Below are 17,728 nucleotides of genomic sequence, written 5' to 3'. Positions count from 1 at the left end.
ATCGGCGCCATGCCGCCGCGGGCCGGAGCACATGGTCACTCGTAGTCCTCGACCAGGTCGATCAGCTCTTGATGGGTGTGAACGTCCAGCTTTTGATATATGTGCTTCACATGCGCCTTGACCGTGTTGTACGACACGCACAGCTCATGCCGGATGAACACCCCCGTCCTCCCACGCGCCAGCAGGCGAAGAACCTCGGTCTCCCGTTTCGTCAGCCCGTGTTGCCGGGAGACGGCATCGCATCGCTCATCGATGGTCAAAGCCCTTTCCTCAACCGCGTCTTCGGCAGGGGCGGCGATGACGAGAGGGGCGCTTTCGCGAACTTCGCTGATAGTCTTTTCGAAACTCACATGCTGTAGGAGGATCGTCATAAACGCCACCAGGCAAAACACGATGACCGCCACCGCCAAGACCACCACTTGGACGTCGCTGGTCCAGTAATGGTTCACGAATCGACCGGCGTTCGCTCCTAGGATGACTCCCACCGCATGCATCGCAGAGCCCCACGCGAACGCGGAGACGGCGCCGTGCGCATTGCGCCGAGCCAACGTCGTGAGCACGATCCACTGAAACACGCTGAACACCGCTATACCGCAACTGATCAGACCATTCGAAACAAAGAACCCCGTCAAGCCGGAGGCGGGAACCAACAAAAGCCCCGCAATGGCAAGCAGCATGGCAAGCTTCAGCAGAGCGTCTGACGTCAACCGACGGGGAAACCAGCAGGCGGTCGCAAGCAACAGGAGGAGAACCGCTAGGCTCCAAGGCGATACTGCGGGGATGCCGCCGGTTTCGCCGAACGTAAGCATGAACCCCTGCACGGCGCTGAACAGGAGCAGGCACATGAACAGCCGATGTCCGAACGGCAGGAACGACAGGGGCTGCGTGATCGCCATGTCGTGCGGCGATTCGCCCTGCGACAGCTTCTCCACCGTTTCCCGGGCTGTCGGATTCGCCAGGAGGATCGCCCCGAGCAGAAGGGCGGCGTGAACCGCAAGCGCGAGCTCGGAGTAGCCAACCGGGCACACCTGCTTCGCTGCGTCGCAGAGCAGCAGGCCCGCAACTATGCTCGCAGCCGCAGGCTTTTTCGGAATCGAGCACAGAAAGATGCCCACGAGGATCGTGCATGCGCCCTCCGCAACAGAGATGAGGCAGGCCCCTGCCAGCATGACCCCCGCCAACCCCGATTGGTCGCCAGCCCACACGAGCAGGGAGCCCCCAACAACGCCGCACGACGCCACGCACGCGAGCACCTGATTGCGCAGCATGCGCGGACGGCAGGTCGACACGACGGCGAACAGCGCAAGCGCGACGCCGTTCGACAACGTGCACAGCTCCCGAATGGAGGACAGCTGCGTGTCGTACAACGGGAACAGATGGGCATTCAACGACCAGCTGCTCAGCGCCAACAACGCCAGCGCGAAACTCCGTCCAAGGACAGACAAGCGCCCCGACAGCGCAAACCCCTTTTCCCTCCTGCCATGCGATTTCAACATGCTCCCATTGTAGCCGAATCCCCTTTTCCCAAAACCGACGAAACAAGCTTCTCATCTGGTCGCATGAAAAATTACCCACTGTGGGTGATGCAGCTGCGCCGAAACGGCCCTAGGATGCGTTCCCGAATCGCGGCACACCAGGCCCGCAAAAGCCAAAGGAAACCAAAAGGAGAAAACCCATGAGCACCAAAAGCCAACCACGGACACGAGGCCTCTCTCGACGAAGCTTCCTTGCAACGACCGCCTTGGCAAGCACCGGCGCCGTTCTGGGATTGGCCGGATGCGCACCGAAGCAGAAAAGCGACCTGCAGAAGGAAGAGGCCGAGAACGGCAGCTCTTCTGTCGACTGGCTCGGCTCAGAGCCAGTCATCGAGGAAAGCGACATCGTCGAAACCGTCGACACCGAGTTCTTGATCGTCGGCGCCGGAACAGGCGGCTTGTTCGCCGCATGCGCCGCCGGAGAAGAGGGCGTCGAAACGTTCGTCCTGGAGAAGTACAACGGCGGCGTTGTGCGAGACGATGTCGGAGGCGTGAACTCCCGCCTTCAGCAAGAAAGCGGCTACACGATGGACCTGCAGGAATACCTGCTCGACATGAACCACTATGCCGCAGGCCAATGCAATCTCGACCTCCACAGAACTTGGTTCGAGAGGTCGGGAGAGACCATCGACTGGTACGAAACCGTTCTCAGCCAATACGGCGTGAAGCTGTGGCACGAAGCAGCCGACGAAAAGCACGAGACGAACTACAAGCATTGGGCAACCGGCCATTCGCCCGCCTGGCCGGAAGACGAATCGCTTGACGGCTTCACCGTGCTCACCGACTACGCAGAGAAAACCGGGCATGTGACGTTTCGCTACAACACCCCCATGGTCAAACTGGTAATGGAAGATGAGAAGGTGGTCGGCGCCATCGGGAAAGGCGAAGACGGGTACGTCAAGGTGAACGCCAGCAAAGGCGTGCTCGTGTCCACCGGAGGCTACGGCATCAACGTCGATATGCAGAAAGCTCTGCAACCGCACACCACGAGCATATACGGGTTCAACTCCGCTCAGCCCGGCTGCGAGGGAGACGGCATCAAAGCGTGCCTGTGGGCGGGCGCGAAAATGGACGACACGCACTACAGCATGCTGTTCGACCGCGGCGGCCTGCCGGCCGACTCGCTCGGCGGAGCGGATTGCGGCGTGGGCGCGCTGTTCTGGATGGGAAGCCAACCGTGGCTCAAGGTGAACCTGAACGGCGAGCGTTTCTGCAACGAATCCGGCACCTACGACTTCGTGCTGCATTCCGACGCCCAGCAACCCGGCTCCATCCACGTCACGCTGTGGGACGCCGATTTCGCAACTTATGCCGAGCAGTTCGACATGCATGGATGCTCGCGCCTCTTTCCCTTCGACAACGGCGCCGCGCCGAACATCCCCATCCAGGCGATCTCGGGCATGAACGAAGAGCTCGAGGCCAAAGGCTACATCCAGAAGGCCGACACCATCGAAGAGCTAGCCGAGAAGCTCGGCCTGCCGGCCGATGCGCTCGCGGCAACCGTGGAGCGCAACAACGAGAACTACGACAACCAGAATGATCCCGACTTCGGCAAAGAGCCGTTCCGCCTCTCCCCTGTGCGCAACCCTCCGTTCTACGGCATCCGCAACACCGGCATGCTGCTGTGCACCTTGGACGGCGTCCGCATCAACACCCGAGGGCAAGCGCTGCGCGCGGATGGCAGCGTGATCGAAGGCCTCTACGTGACCGGCAACGATTCGGGCGGATACTACTCCATGACCTACCCGAACCTCTCCACCGGCAACGCCTGCGGACGCACGGTCACATTCGCCCGCATGATCGCGAAAAGCCTGGCGGAGTAAGCGAGGTCCTCGAAAGCCCCGAGAGCCTTGAGGACCTCGCTCCGAATGGCCCGCTCGGCCGTCTTCGGCGCCCGCGTCCGGAGGAACGGCAGCCCTCGAGCGCTTCGCCTGAAAAAAGCCCGCCCGGCACCGTCGCACGCGCCGGGCGGGCTTTCGATCCGTTCGCGAGGCGCTCGCACGCAAGCTCGATTCGCCCGGAGCCCTGAAGGCGCGAACCTACTTCGCACCGTACTGCGCGTAGTACCGATCGAGCGCCCCCTTCACCGCGTCGTCGATGACCACACGCCCCTGCACCTCGCGGTTGTGCAGGCACTCGACCACCTCGGCCATGGACACGATGGACGCAACGGGGAATCCGTACTTCTCCTGCATTTCCCGCTGCGCCGTCACGACGCCCCCTTTGCCCACCTCCATGCGGTTGAGCGACACGATCAGGCCCTTGATGTCCACATCGGCCGCACCCTTCAGGATGGGATACGTCTCGTCGATGGACTTGCCGGAGGTTGTCACGTCCTCCACCATGACCACGCGGTCGCCATCATGCAGCTCGGAGCCCAGCAGATTGCCCGCATCCGCGCCGTGGTCTTTGACCTCCTTGCGGTTGGAGCAGTACCTCACCTGCTTGCCGTACAACTCGGAGATGCCCATCGCGGTGATCACCGACAGCGGAATGCCCTTGTACGCCGGGCCGAACACCACGTCGAAGTCCAACCCGAAGTTGTCGTGGATGGCGCGCGCGTAGAACAGGCCGAGGCGATGCAGCTGGTCGCCCGTCACGTAGGCGCCCGCGTTCATGAAGAAGGGGGACTTGCGGCCGCTCTTCAAAGTGAACTCGCCGAACTTGAGCACCTCGCTCTCCACCATGAACTCGATGAATTCCTGCTTGTACTGCTCCATGGCCGTCCCTTTCTCCGAATCGTCCGCGCGGCGGGCACGCTTGTCGCAACCATGATACTAGAAGCCGCTCCCCTCGGGCACGTCAAGGCTTGCGCCTTGCGGCGACGGCCTCTCACGGGGCGCGGCGATCCTCCGGTGAAATATCCCCTTCGCAGGCCGTAACTACCGCCCTCCGACGGACCGCAACCTTCCTACGAGTCGCAGCTGCGCTTGCACCTTACGACTCAATTGCACCGCACGTTCCGCTTGCGCCTTCCATATCTCAAGTCAAACAACCCATTTCACGCGCGGACATCCATATTGCGAAGAAAGCCATCAACCATGCACTCGCATGTACCTTGCACGAACATTCGACGGCAAACGCAACCGCAAGAAACCGAGACATCTAAATCCGCGATCAAGGTCGACTGGTGCCAAATATGACTCCGAAACGCTCGCATCAAGACTGGATGGCTCATGGCGACCCGGGCTTCATACGGAATCAGTCTGCAGAAATCAGAACGAATCCTCTAATCCGCCCAACAGAACCGGCGGCGAACGGTCACCTGATACCCCGAAGTTAAAACCCGTTCCTCGACTTTGAATTGCATTTCCGAAAGACCCTCGCCAAGCGATCCGCCGCCCATCTTCGCATCTTTCCCTATTTTGTGAGCCAATGCTACCAACGGTCAGACGCAACTCTACATGCCGTCATGAACAGCCCTAAGCAAGCATCAGAAATCACTGGGCCACGATCACCCAAGCTCGTTTTCGCCCACCTCGTTTTGTCCAAGGTTGATGAGACTATTCTTTAGTTCTTCATCGTTGTAGAAGGCTTCAGCATCCTTGAACTTATCGTCTATCTTTTTTAACTTCTCGTCGCGTTTGGAAACGAGATCGGTGAATTGCTTGTACAACTCACGATAAATCACAAGTTCAGCTGCGTTTCTGGCGTTGTCGTTCTCTGGAGGCTCGTCCATTTTGAATTCTGCGCCATCGAGGATAAGATTTACGATTGCGAGAATATCTTCTTCGGAGATGTCGGAGATGGGATGTGGTGCGCCATCCTCTGATGTGCGATAGGAAGCTCCGTGCTCCTCAAGAATCAGAACTTTCATCATTGTCTCGTCTCCTCATAGTAGGCCTTGCGTTGCTTGTAGGATTCTCTTCCCGCCTCAAGTATGTCGAGCACTGAGGTGCGGGTGTCGGGACCGATGTCGCCAGTTTCCAACTTTAGGATTTCTTCCCGTAAGCCACCGGAAGCTATTCCGTAGTGATTCGTATCGCGATCATATGTTGTGAGCAGCAGTTTATTTGGTTGCAACGCGAGGCCGAGCACTTGATTATGCGTTGCGACTACGACGGTGGCATTCCGAGCAAGCTCCCGTATCTTGATTGCAATAACCTCGTCGAGGAACGGGTTGTCGAAAGAAGATTCGGGCTCGTCGATGAGGATATATTTCGAACCAGTTGCTTCTGCCAGCCTCCCGAGGAACACACACTCTGTCCGCTGTCCCCCAGAAGGCTCAGCGTCTTTGTCGTCTCTTACGCCGATTTCCACATCGAAGAGAGCGGGGGCGAGGGAATCGATGCCGTCAAGGGATAGGAGTTTGTCTATGTAATCTATGCAATTGAGGCTTGTCACTCCAGCAAGGGAAATCTCTTTGCCCAGGCGTAGGGCATCTTTGATATCTTGAGCTTTTGCGTAGCGCTTCCGCGTTGCGATGACAGAGTACTTGAAAAAGGTGTCGCCGCCGTCATCGCAAATTTTCTTTTCTTTCCAGCAGCATTCCAGCAAAGATGCGGTCTTCCGGAAAAACGCTTCATCCTCAAAGACGGAATTCATGATGGGTTCCGGCTTCAATTCAACGGAAGAGATGCTAAGCCTCCTCTTCGCCGCGTTCACTATTTTGTTGGTTTCTTGAATCGCCAAGCATTCCTTTTCCATGGCATGAGCCTCGCCAACAAGGCGCTTAAGAAGATCAATTAGACGGTTGCGTCCAACAATTTCGTCAATCAACGCTGCATGCTCTTGGGAAGAGAGCAGGACGACGGTTGCCTTGATGAGTTCCTTTGCGTCGCCCTCGGATGGGAGGTCGATTGCGTCGGCATTGAAGAGGCGGCATTTCGAGTAGATGTCTTCCATTGTCGAAGTTTCGGCATGCTTCTTGAGAGCAGCGAGGTAGCTGCGGATAGATTCTTTCCTTGCAGCTTTGGTGCCACGCTGGGAGGCCTCGGAGAGAATGGGTTCCCATAGTTTGCGATAGGCGTGAGCTACGCTCGAGAAGCGACTGGCGAGGTTCTTATAAAAGCGGCTCTCTTGACTGGAGTCGACGAGCTCTCCTTGCTTGATGTAATATGCTTCGCCTTTGCCGCAAAGTGAAAAATCCTATCAAGGCTAAATGTTTTCCCTGTTGATCTCTTGCCGAGAATAAGGTTCATGCCGCTAATGACCGTAGCGCCTGGGAAAAATTCGAAGTCGTCGTTGCCGCTTGCACTAAGCAGTAGGTCATCGAAATTGAATGCGTCTCGAACAGCTTGAAAGCTTTTGGAGGCGGCCTTTAGATAGATGCCTCCAGGTCGGTATCTTTCTCGCGCACCGTCAGCACTCTCGCATCCGAAACGATAGTCGGTAAAGAATACGGCTGGGTGCGGCAGAGAGTGAATTTTGTTGAGCCTGATTGCCTTTGCAAGGCTTGATACTTCAACTGCGGAAACATACTCACCAAGTTCGCTCAGGTTTTCTAAACTGATTGCAGGGTTCTTCTCGTAATGCGGTATGACGATAAGCTCATTGAGCGAAGGAAAAGCAACAAATAGCTGATTGAGATCAAGGGAGGCCTGTATATTTCCGCCAAGTATTTTGTCGACTTCTGAGCATGCAAGTTCAAGGTTGGCAGCTTCTTCGGGCTTGCAAACGATGAGGATATGACAGCCTAGTGCATTGACCTCTACACCTGGATATACCATGCACAGATCGGAGAGTTTTTGGGCAACGACCTCGTACTGGGCCTTGTCGAAGGTATTGTGGTTGGTGATGGCGATAACATCAAGTCGGTTCTCCTCGATATGTTGTCGCAACTGTTCGAAATTGAAATCGAACGGCTCATCCCAAGGTGTTGCGATTGTGTGTATATGAAGATCCGCCCTGATCATGAGCAATCACATCGTTTCATAAGTCAATACCCTTTCTATGCTGCGTTAATAGAAGCTCGCCCACGGCTTTCATCACCGCGTTGTACTTGGCCTTGTCTTCGAAGAGGCTCGCATAGGCTTCGGTGTCGCGCATGTAGGCATCCATGGCGGCATCGCCGAAGACCTTCGGCCAGATGCTCTGGGTGAAGATGGCCTCGTCGTCGTAGGCAAGCGAGTCGCGCACGCGTTGGTCTGCCTCCGAGTGGCGGAGGATGGAGGTGATGACCACCTTGTCATCTTCGGTGAGGTTGCCGGCATACTCCCGGTTTATGCGCGCTATGAGCTCCTCCAGCGGATCCGTGCGCTTATCGAGCATGGAATTGACATTGCGCTTTCCCTGCTCGATCTCGCCCTTTTTGTCGGCCAGCTCGATGGAGCCCTCCCATGTGCGCTCCAGCTTGTAGTAATCGAGTCGCACCATCTGATCCACGATGCCAAGCTCCACCTTCTCGGCCGAAAGCAGGTGGGAGAGGTACCCCAGATACACATACTCGCGTTGCATCTCGCGGTCGAACATGCGCACGAGCTGGGTTACGTAGGCGTACCACTTGCGGAAGTTGCGCACTTTGCGTCGGAATTGATAGCGCTCCTCGTCATCGAGTGCGTTATAGCGCCGGATACCCGGTATGAGGACGCCCGCCATACGCCCCTGCACGTTCTCTCTGTTTTTTCCGAATTCGATCTCAACAGCCGCCGTCACGTCCTCATCGGTGTAGACCCCGTATCCGCGAATCTCCTCCAGAAGGGGGTAGATGCGGTCGGTATCCACCGGCTCGCAGAGGTCGGTTTCGGTGTAGAAGGGCTGGAACGCCTTGAGGATATCCTCGCGGTCGTTTGCGAAGTCGATGACCAGCGTGTCGTTTTTGCCCGGGCAGGTGCGGTCGATGCGGCAGATGGTCTGCACCGCCTTCTCGCGGCGCAGCCTCTTGTCGACGATGAGCGTGTGCAACAGCGGCTCGTCGAAGCCCGTCTGGTACTTCTCGGCCACCACAAGGATGCTTCCCCAGGTGTGGAACTCCGCTTTCGTCTGCGATTCCCTGACACGCCGGCCATCGTGGCCCACGTTCATCCCGCCTTCGGTGTACTCCGGGCCGCCCGGCCCGTCGCTGGGGTCGGAGATGACACCCGAGAAAGCCACCAGCACCTCCATGTCGTCGTAGCCTTGGCTGTCCATGTAGCGCTTGATCTCGTGGTAGTAGCGCACGGCGGCAAGGCGCGAGTTCGTGACCACCATCATCTTGCCGCGCCCACCGATCTTCTTGCGCGTCACTTCGCGATACGTCTCCACGATGATGCGGCTCTTCTGCGCCAGAGCATAGGGATGAAGCTCGGTGTACTTGCGAAGGAGCTTCAGCGTGGGGGAGGTGGGACAATCGGGGTTGTCGGGCACTTTCTTGGCTATCTCAAGCGCCTCTTTGTACGTGACGTAATTCGCCAGCGGGTCGAGGATGAAGCCTTCCCGTATCGCCTGCATCATGCTGTACACGTGAAAGGGCTTGAAGCTGCCATCTGGCTGCTGGATGCCGAAGAGCTCGAGCGTCTTGTCTTTGGGCGTGGCCGTGAAGGCGAGGAACGTGAGGTTGGCGTGCCTTCCGTGCGCGAGCATGCTTTCAAGCATCCCGTCGCGTTCGGCCTCGCTCGCGTCCTCCCATTGCTCGTCGTAATCGGCGAACTCGGCGAGCGCATCTGCCGGATCGGCAAGGGCGCGTCTGAGGTTTTCGGCATGGGAGCCGGTTTGCGAGCTGTGGGCCTCGTCTATGATCACGCAGAAGGTTTTGCCGAGACTTGCAACATCGCTGCAGATCACAGAGTATTTCTGCAGCGTTGAGACAATCAGCCTCGCACCGTCGTTGAGCGCGTTTTTAAGATCCTGCGAGCTGCATCTGTCGTCGATGACGACAACCTGTCCGGCTATGTGGTCCTTCCCGCCGATGGTCTCTTGAAGCTGCCGGTCGAGCACGGTGCGGTCGGTCACCACCACCACGGAGTCGAAGACGGGGCGGTTTCGCGCATCGAACATCGTCGAGAGCTGGTAGGCGCACCAGGCGATGGAGTTCGATTTTCCCGAGCCCGCGCTATGCTGCACAAGGTAACTCTTGCCGGGGCCCGACTCCCGCACATCGGCGCAGATTCTGCGCACCGCGTCAAGCTGATGGTAACGGGGGAAGACCACGGCCCTCTTCGCGCACGTACGCTTCTGGCCGTCCTCTAGCACCGTCTCTTCCCTCACCTCGAGGTGCACATAGCGGTTGAGAATGTCGAGCAACGAGTCGGCCTGAAGCACCTTCTCCCACAGATGCGATGTCATGTATCCGTGCTCGTTGGGTGGGTTGCCGGCATCTCCCGGCTCGCCCGCCCCGTTGCTGCCTTGGTTGAAGGGCAAAAAGCGCGTGTCCTCACCTGCAAGTTTGGTGGCTATCCAGCATTCGGTGAGATCCACTGCGAAAAAGGCCACCACGCGGGAGTTGAAGCGGAAGATTTCCTCGCGCGGGTCGCGATCTTCTCTCCATTGGCGGCGGGCATCTGTTATGGACTGCCCTGTGAACTGGTCTTTCAGTTCTATGGCCACCACGGGGATGCCGTTTATGTCAAGCACTATATCCACGGTGTTCTGCGTTTTCGCAGCGGAATAGTGGAACTGGCGGATGCAGCGCAGGCAATTCTTACGGTAGAGGGCGGCGTCTTTCGCGTTGAGGCTGCTCTCGGGCCTGAAGGATACAACCTTGAAGGTGAGGCCCCGATGTTTGAAGCCGTGTTTGAGCACATCGACGATGCCTTTGCCGCTTACGGCTTCGGTGAAGCATTTGAGGAACATGCGCTCTGGATCGGCCGCGCCGCAGCGCTTCTCGAAGAGCGCCCAGGTTTTAGGCTGCGTTGCCTGTACATAGCTCGCAAGCGTTTTTATATCGACGCCGCGGCCGGGGTTGTCGGCGTAGCCGTGGTCGTCCCATGCTTGGTAGCTGCCATCTTCGATGTAGAGGAACGACTGCCTGTCGGTGGCTTTGAGCCATCCGCCCTCCTCCGAACAGAGGAATGCCTCGATGTCCTCTTCGAGGTTGCGTTCTTTAGCTTCATTCGCCATCGGGAACCTCTTTCACTATACGATATGTTCTGTCCCTCGTCGACCCATTCGCTACGAGAATGCCTTCCCTGACGAGCTCGCCAAGCAATGCGCGGGTCCTCGACATTCCCAACCCCACGGCATTGGAGATGGCCCGAGGGGACGACGGCCCAGCAGCGCTTAGGTAGCTCGTGATGGCAGACTTGTTTTGCGCCACCTTTCCGCCGATCCTTTCCGCCGATCCTTTCCGCCGATTTTGAAAATCGGCGGAATCGGAATTGGCGGAATCGGGGAAAACGACAACCTCCGAACTGTTCCGAAACTCCTCGTCGAACTTCGGAACAACCATGGAACCATCACCTGCTGTTATCGTCAACCCTTCGGCGAACTCAAACGGAATGGTGAGCACGATGGCGTTTTCGCGGAACTCATAGGCACCGCGTCCGTAAACATCCGTGATGGCGGGCACGCCGCGTCCGGAGCGCTCGCTGATGTGCATTTGGAGGAAGATGTCGGAGAGCCTTTTGTTCACGGGAATGGATTGTCCGGCGAAGAAGCCCTCGATGGTTTGCTCGGGAGCAAGCGTACCATGCGAGAGGATTTCGATTCGGTTATCGTACACCGTGATCATGGGAGCATTCTCGCCAACCCATGAGTTATGAACAAAGGCATTGATGATTCCCTCGCGAAAGGCTTCCTCGCTAAAGAGCCGCACATCCTTGCGGAACAGCTTGCGGTCGCGCTCGTCTACCTGCACGTCGTTGAGCACGTCGCCATAGTCGAGGATCTTGCCGAGCGACACGAGCAGGCACTCGTAGCCGAATTCGCGGATTGAAATGAGTCGAGCGGCCTTGTTGGCGCCAGCGAACCTCGATACGCGCATGGCGATGCCGCTGTTGTCGGAGAGCAGCTGGGCGAGCAGGTTGTAGCGACCGTCATCGAGGAGAAGGCCAAGGTTGCGCTCGAAGGTCTCCCGTTTAAGCGAGATGCCGCGTCCGGCATAGAAGGTGAAGAGCTGCTCGAAGCTGAGTTCTTGGTTGGAGGCCGGGATGTTCTCGGCCGTGGGAAGCCCGTCGCGCAGAATCCAGAACAGATGGGCTTCGCGTTCGGGATACTTGGCAAGCTTCACCTTGCTCGACCCGATACGCAGGTAGCGCTCGCCCGCAAACGACGTGGGGACGGTCTTGGCTGCCGGGATGGCAAGAACGACGACGCGCTTGCCTGTGATTTCAGTTTCGCCGAAGCGGAAGGCTATATCGGGCGCGAGCTGTCGGACAAGCCAATGCTCAAGCGGCTCGCCCTTGACATTCCCATGAAAGTTGAAGTCGGTGCCGACAATCTCATGCGAGACATCATCGACACCCCAGATGAGATATCCCTCTTTTCGCCCTTTGAAGGCGGCGGCGTTCGAGAGCGAAGAGATGTACTCGCCGATGACGGTCGGCTCGTGCCAGTTGGCCTTGAACTCGAACCAGTCCTCTTCGGTCGGATAGGCTGTGAGGTCGTGCACAAGGGCTTCGAGCTTTTCCATTGGCTTCACCTCAAATTACAGGGGTTGCTGAATTGTCTAATTCGGAATGAGACAATTCAGCAGCATCGGCCATGGGCAATTGCGCCAATGGCGTTGGCGCAATTGCAGACGTTGTCCGCTTCACGAATCGCGTCATCTCGAATGGCGCACTATGATGCAAGAGCTTTCCCACGCTAGACCTCCCTCTTGCCGGTGACAACCTCGTAGATGAGCGACTGCTTGTAGACTTTGAGGTCATCGATGATGGATTGCTTGGCAGCGATGGCGCTTGCGATGGCAGCGCACTTTTCGTCGAGATAGTCGGCGATACGGCGCTGCTCATCGAGGGGTGGAAGGGAGACATAGACTTGCCCCAGTTGATTTGCTGCCAAATTCTGGCTTGTCGCCCCAATTGCACTTGCCACGGCTTGATCCATAGTCGTTGAGGCGCTCAAGACATAGTTTAGCCATCTACCCTCGCATCTTTGGGGTCTTGCGATGGTTAAGGAAGAGGCGAGGGCTCCCTCGTCAAGAAAGTCGTTGAAAGTGCAGTTGCCCACACTGCCGCGCAAGCAGAAAACCACATCGTTGAGCCTAATCTTCGCTCCATGTAGGCGATTGTACTTTATTCGAGTAATATGCTTGGGAAACTGGCGGGCGATGTATCGTCCGCGAAGTGCGTCTGAGGTGACGAAGGGCACGCCCTTCGAAACGATATCGTTCCCCGATGGGTATTCAGAGCTTCTATCGCCGTTGTGAAACGATGCGATGCGATTGAGGCGGACGCGAGGCCAAGGGCCGGATGCGGCTTCGGAGATGATGACTCTTTCGTACTCTTTGTATTCCTCAATCGAAGCTTCAGCGGAGGCGACGGCGCGGTCGATTTCGGCGCACTTGGCATCGAGGTGGTCGGCGATGCGTCGCTGCTCGTCAAGGGGTGGCAAAGGAACGACTGTCTTCAAGAAGTCGTTGGTATGCAAGTCCCACTGTCCAACTCGCAGACCTGTCGAAAGCTTGTGCCATTCATCAGTATAGGAGCGCGAACGCAATAGATAATGGGCATATTTTGGTTCAAGCTTGTTGCTGATGAATTTAAATACATGGTAGGCGGGGCTGACGATCCCCTCGTAACCCGAGAGGGCCATAGAACCTTGCCAGCCCTTCATCTTGTTGATGACGAAATCGCCGATTCTAACGAACTTGTACTTTGAGGTGTCTAGCGAAGTAACGTTGTGGTTGTCATCGCGGCTGTCCTTGGGAACGATGCCATGATCCCGGTAAAGAGATAGAACGGTGGCGTTGGGCCGACCGGTAATTGCAGATGGGCGGAAGAGATACCGCAAGGAGATGGTGTTCCACGAGTTGGGAATCGTGCCGAGATAGTCGAAACCGCTGTCTTTCATCTCCCGCATATGCTACCGCTCCTCGCCGAAGAGGGATTTGAGGCTTTGCTCGAGGGCGGCTTCGTGTTCGAGGATGCGTGCGGCAATCGTGTCGGCGGGTTCCAGCTCTTTGTACTTGTAGAACGCCCGTGTGAAGGGGATGGTGTAGCCTTCTTGCACTTTCTTGGGGTCGTACCAGGCACCGGGGTTGTAGGGCTCCACCTCGCGCGCCAGGTAGGCGTCGATATCCTCATCCAAGGGCACGTCCTCGGTGTCAACGAGCTTCTTGCCGTTCTCGTCCACGGCAACCTTGGGCGTGCCTTTGCGGTCGCGCACGATCTCTCCCGCCTCGTCGCGCTCGGGCGTGTATACGGTGATGCGGTGGAAGCCGAAGTCCACCGAGTTGAAAAGCCTGGCCTCCACGGTGATGGCCGTGCCGTCCTCGGCCTCGCCCTTCCACGTGCCGTCGCGATAGGCGCCGTACGCCTGCACGATAAGCTCGCGGCAGGCGTCGGTGATGTCGTTTTTCTTGTCGCCGATGCCCTTGCGGCGCTTCACGAAGGCGCCTTTCGCGTCCACCAGCAGCACTTTGTCGCGATGCCCGGGCGCTTTGTCCTTGTCGAAGAGCCAGATGTAGGTGGCTATGCCCGTGTTCGCGAAGGAGTTGGTGGGAAGCTGAACGATGGCATCGAGCCAGTCGTTCTCCAAGATATAGCGCCGGTAGTCGTCTTCGGCTTTGCCGGGAGCGCCCTTGTACAGGGGGCTCGCATCTTGGACGATGGCCATGATGCCGTCTTCTTTAAGCTTGGCAAGGCCGTTCATGACGAAGAGCGTCTGGCCATCGCTCGTGCTGGGCAGCTCGCAGGGGAAGCGTCCGATTTCGCCCCTCGCATGCTCAGCGCGGATGGCATCCGCCTGCGCGGCGAACGACACGCCGAAAGGGGGGTTCTGGATCACATAGTCGAACGTGCAGCCCTTAAACTGGTCGTTGTCATAGGTGTTGCCCGCGCGCATGTTGTCGGCATCCTCGCCGCGTATGAGAGCCGAGGCTTTGGCGATGGCGAAGGTGAAAGGGTTCAGCTCCTGGCCGAACGTGGTGACGCTCGCCTCGGAGTCGAGGGCGATCAGGCGCTCCCGCATGCAGGAGAGCATCTGCGAGGTACCCATGGAGCCGTCGTACACCGTTTTGCGGATGCGCCCGTCATCGAAAACGCGCGGGTCGGCCGCGATCGCAAGATCGGTCATGAGGTAGACGATGTCTCGGCTGGTGAAGTGCTCGCCCGCTTCGTCTCCCTCCGAGAAGCGGCTTACAAGGTTCTCGAAGATGTTGCCCATGTCCACCTCGGTTACGCTTTCGGGCGAGAAATCGCCTTTCGCGCCGCCGAAATCCTTGATAACCTGGTAGAGCACGCCGGCTTGGGCCATGGTCTCAATCTCGTTTTGGAACTTCATGCCGTTTTGGAAAAGCAACTCAGTGACGTTGGGCGAGAAATGGGCTAGGTAATCGTTGAAGTTGTTCGCGATGTTGGCCGGGTCGGCAAGCAGCGTCTTCCAGGTGAACTCGGAGTCGTTCCAGAAGCTGCAGCGGGAGGCGCGGCGCATGAAGCCGTCGCGCACCTCAAGGCCGGCTGTTGCCTTGGAGGCTTCGATCTGCTTGTCGTGCGTGGGGGCCAGACAATCGTGGAAGCGCTTGATGACCGTCATGGGCAGTATGACCTTGCCGTAATCCTGCGGTTTGTAAAGCCCGCGCAACGTGTCGGCGATGTTCCAGATGAGCGCAGCCTTTTCTTGGGCGCGAAATCCTACGGAGTCGATGAGAGAATCTGCCTCGCTGCCGGCCACCATATTGTCCGCCATGCCCAACCTTCCCATCTTTGGAACCTGAAAGCAGAAAAATGTAATTTGAAACGCCCAGAAGCGATTTTACCAGACGGCGCGAACGCGCCTATGATGTTGCGCAGGATGGATGCGAAGGCAACCTCCGCAAAACGCAAGCGGACGCACGGATTGCCCGACCAGGGCCGCAACCGTCCGCACACCCGCTTGCGCTCTCGACCAGCACGTCTTCGCGCGCCCGCACTCCCATCCTGCGCCCCAGCCGCACCGCCCGGCCCGCGCTCCCGGCCCGCGCCCGCCGCGTTCCCGTCCCATGCCCTTACGCCCGTTCGCGATCACGCCGCACGGTGCCTTGAGGCGTCAGCCGCGCGGCAGCAGGGCGCGTGCGCGGGCGCTCGAACGCTCCAGTTGGTCCTTCGCGGATTTCAGTTCGCTCACGTCGGCGGCCGACAGCGCGTCCAGCTTCTTGCCGACCAGCTTGCGCAGCGCAGCCGCATCGGCTTTGATCCGCTTCTTCTCGTCCTTCTCCAGCTGCTTGCCCACCTGCGCGAGCGCGCGGTCGGCCTCGGCGAGCAAGGTGTGCGCTTCGTCGCGCGCCGCCATGAAGTCGCGGCGCAGACCATCCTGGGCGGCATACTGCTCTGCATCGCGGATGGCGCGCTCGATCTCGTCGTCGGACATGCGCCCCGAGTCGTCGATGGTGATCGACTGCGCCTTGCCCGTGTCCAAGTCCTTCGCCGACACGGTGAGGATGCCGTTCGCGTCGATGTCGAACGTCACCTCGATCTGCGGCACGCCGGCCGGCGCGCGCTTGATGCCCTTCAGCCGAAACGTGCCGATGGCCTTGTTGTCCTTCGCCAGGGGCCGCTCGCCCTGCAGCACGCGGATCTCGACACTGGTCTGGAACGCAGCCGCGGTGCTGAACACCTGCGAGTAATGCACGGGCAGCGTGGTGTTGCGCTCCACCAAGCGCGTGGCCACGCCGCCCACCGTCTCGACGGACAGGCTGAGCGGCGTCACATCGAGCAGAAGGATGCTGTTGTCGGCCTTCACCAAACCCGTCGACGCGCCGGAAAGCGTGGCCGCTTGAAGAGCAGCGCCCATGGCCACGCACTCGTCAGGGTTGATGGACGCGGACGGCTCCTTGCCTGTGAGCCTGCGCACGTGGTCCTGCACGGCGGGGATGCGCGTGGAGCCGCCCACCAGAAGCACGCATCCCAGTTCGGACGCGGCGATGCCCGCGTCGTTGAGGGCGGTCTGCACGGGTCCGGAGGTGCGCTCCACCAAATCATGCGTCATGTCGTTGAACGCGGCACGCGAGAGCGTTGCCTCGAGGTGCGCGGGACCGGCAGGTCCTTGCGCCAGAAACGGAAGGTTGACCTGCGTGGATTCAAGCGTCGAAAGCTCCTTTTTCGCCTCGCGCGCCGCTTCGGCCACGCGCTGCAGCGCCATCGTGTCGCGTCGCAGATCGATGCCGTGCTCTCGCTGAAACACATCAAGCAAATACGCGGTCACGCGCTCGTCGAAGTCGTCGCCGCCCAGATGGTTGTCGCCCGACGTCGCCAGCACCTCGATGACGTCGTCGCCGATCTCGATGACGGACACGTCGAACGTGCCGCCTCCCAGATCGTACACCATCACCTTCTGCGGGTCTCCGTTGTCCAGCCCGTATGCGAGCGCAGCGGCTGTGGGCTCGTTGATGATACGCAGCACGTCAAGGCCGGCGATGCGCCCGGCATCCTTCGTGGCCTGGCGCTGCGCGTCGTCGAAGTACGCGGGAACCGTGATGACGGCCTGCGTAGCCTCTTGGTCGAGAAACGCCTCCGCATCGCGCCGGAGCTTGCGTAGGATCATCGCCGAAAGCTCCTGCGGCGAATACGGCCTCCCATCGATGTCGGCGCGCCAGTCGCTTCCCATGTGGCGCTTGACCGATCCGATGGTGCGGTCGGGGTTCATCGCCGCCTGACGGCGGGCGACGGTGCCCACCAAGCGTTCGCCGTCCTTCGAGAACGCCACCACACTCGGGGTGGTGCGCTCGCCCTCCGCGTTCGGCACGACGGTCGGCCGCCCTCCCTCCACCGTCGCCACGCAGCTGTTCGTCGTTCCAAGGTCGATTCCGATCGTTGCCATGTGCGTCCTTTCGGGTCGGGATTACGTGATGCGAAGCAATCGAAGAGCCGCGTCATCCTGATCGCGAGCGGCATGCCCACGCGCCATCGCCACGATGCCGGCAGCGAGGAGCACGCAGCGCGCCGATCGATCGGCGCGCAAACCCTCTCGCGGACGCGCGGCGCCCTCGGCGTCGGAAACCTCCGGGAGCGAAGGCGTCGCGCCGATGGGGCACGAAAGGCGCCGGACGCCCCCGCGAGCCAACCGATGCCGCGCCCTGTACGCGAGCGACCATGCGTCGGGCGACGAGCGCGAGACGAAACGCTTCGAAAGAGCGCGGGAAGCGAACGCCGCAGCCGCTCCGAACGCGAGCGCGGCCCTCAAACCGGTATGCCGGGAAA

At 59.1% G+C, this 17,728-nt stretch carries 11 protein-coding genes; 1 reads left to right on the top strand and 10 read right to left on the bottom strand.

The window, feature by feature from the left end; genetic code table 11:
- Positions 1 to 35: 35 nt before the first annotated feature.
- Complete coding sequence (locus tag B5F40_RS09240) at positions 36 to 1,496, bottom strand: response regulator transcription factor (RefSeq protein ID WP_087194046.1); 1,461 nt, start codon at positions 1,494 to 1,496, stop codon at positions 36 to 38.
- 245 nt (positions 1,497 to 1,741) lie between these two features.
- Between B5F40_RS09240 and B5F40_RS09235 the strand changes: the two genes are divergently transcribed.
- The gene (locus tag B5F40_RS09235; protein WP_239442980.1) at positions 1,742 to 3,358 is read left to right on the top strand and encodes an FAD-dependent oxidoreductase; all 1,617 of its coding nucleotides are present in this window, start codon (positions 1,742 to 1,744) and stop codon (positions 3,356 to 3,358) included.
- Between the two features lie 216 nt (positions 3,359 to 3,574).
- On the opposite strand, the gene pyrE is transcribed toward B5F40_RS09235, so the two are convergent.
- The 9 genes from pyrE to dnaK all read right to left on the bottom strand — a co-directional run bounded on the left by pyrE (position 3,575) and on the right by dnaK (position 17,348).
- Positions 3,575 to 4,255, bottom strand: coding sequence for an orotate phosphoribosyltransferase (pyrE, locus tag B5F40_RS09230; RefSeq protein WP_087194044.1), 681 nt, complete (start codon positions 4,253 to 4,255; stop codon positions 3,575 to 3,577).
- Positions 4,256 to 4,989: 734 nt separating this feature from the next.
- Positions 4,990 to 5,355 carry a hypothetical protein gene (locus B5F40_RS09225; RefSeq protein WP_140396468.1) on the bottom strand — a complete coding sequence of 122 codons (366 nt, stop codon included), beginning with the start codon at positions 5,353 to 5,355 and terminating at the stop codon, positions 4,990 to 4,992.
- The gene (locus B5F40_RS09220; RefSeq protein WP_087194042.1) at positions 5,352 to 6,380 is read right to left on the bottom strand and encodes a hypothetical protein; all 1,029 of its coding nucleotides are present in this window, start codon (positions 6,378 to 6,380) and stop codon (positions 5,352 to 5,354) included. Before B5F40_RS09220 ends, B5F40_RS09225 begins: the two co-directional genes overlap by 4 nt.
- Before the next feature lie 128 nt (positions 6,381 to 6,508).
- Positions 6,509 to 7,390: a PHP domain-containing protein gene (locus tag B5F40_RS09215; protein ID WP_087194041.1), complete on the bottom strand. Its 882-nt coding sequence runs from the start codon at positions 7,388 to 7,390 to the stop codon at positions 6,509 to 6,511.
- A gap of 16 nt (positions 7,391 to 7,406) precedes the next feature.
- Positions 7,407 to 10,511: a type I restriction endonuclease subunit R gene (locus B5F40_RS09210; RefSeq protein WP_087194040.1), complete on the bottom strand. Its 3,105-nt coding sequence runs from the start codon at positions 10,509 to 10,511 to the stop codon at positions 7,407 to 7,409.
- The gene (locus B5F40_RS09205; protein ID WP_087194039.1) at positions 10,501 to 12,021 is read right to left on the bottom strand and encodes an RNA-binding domain-containing protein; all 1,521 of its coding nucleotides are present in this window, start codon (positions 12,019 to 12,021) and stop codon (positions 10,501 to 10,503) included. Before B5F40_RS09205 ends, B5F40_RS09210 begins: the two co-directional genes overlap by 11 nt.
- A gap of 173 nt (positions 12,022 to 12,194) precedes the next feature.
- Positions 12,195 to 13,412 (bottom strand): restriction endonuclease subunit S, encoded by a 1,218-nt coding sequence (locus B5F40_RS09200; protein ID WP_087194038.1) that lies wholly within the window; start codon positions 13,410 to 13,412, stop codon positions 12,195 to 12,197.
- A gap of 3 nt (positions 13,413 to 13,415) precedes the next feature.
- Positions 13,416 to 15,239, bottom strand: coding sequence for a type I restriction-modification system subunit M (locus B5F40_RS09195; RefSeq protein WP_204217370.1), 1,824 nt, complete (start codon positions 15,237 to 15,239; stop codon positions 13,416 to 13,418).
- A gap of 339 nt (positions 15,240 to 15,578) precedes the next feature.
- Complete coding sequence (dnaK, locus tag B5F40_RS09190; RefSeq protein ID WP_087194037.1) at positions 15,579 to 17,348, bottom strand: molecular chaperone DnaK; 1,770 nt, start codon at positions 17,346 to 17,348, stop codon at positions 15,579 to 15,581.
- Positions 17,349 to 17,728 lie beyond the last annotated feature (380 nt).

Origin of the sequence: Gordonibacter sp. An230, assembly GCF_002159915.1 — a bacterium.
In the GTDB taxonomy this organism is placed as follows: Bacteria; Actinomycetota; Coriobacteriia; order Coriobacteriales; family Eggerthellaceae; genus Rubneribacter.
This window is presented reverse-complemented; position numbering and strand designations above follow the sequence as displayed.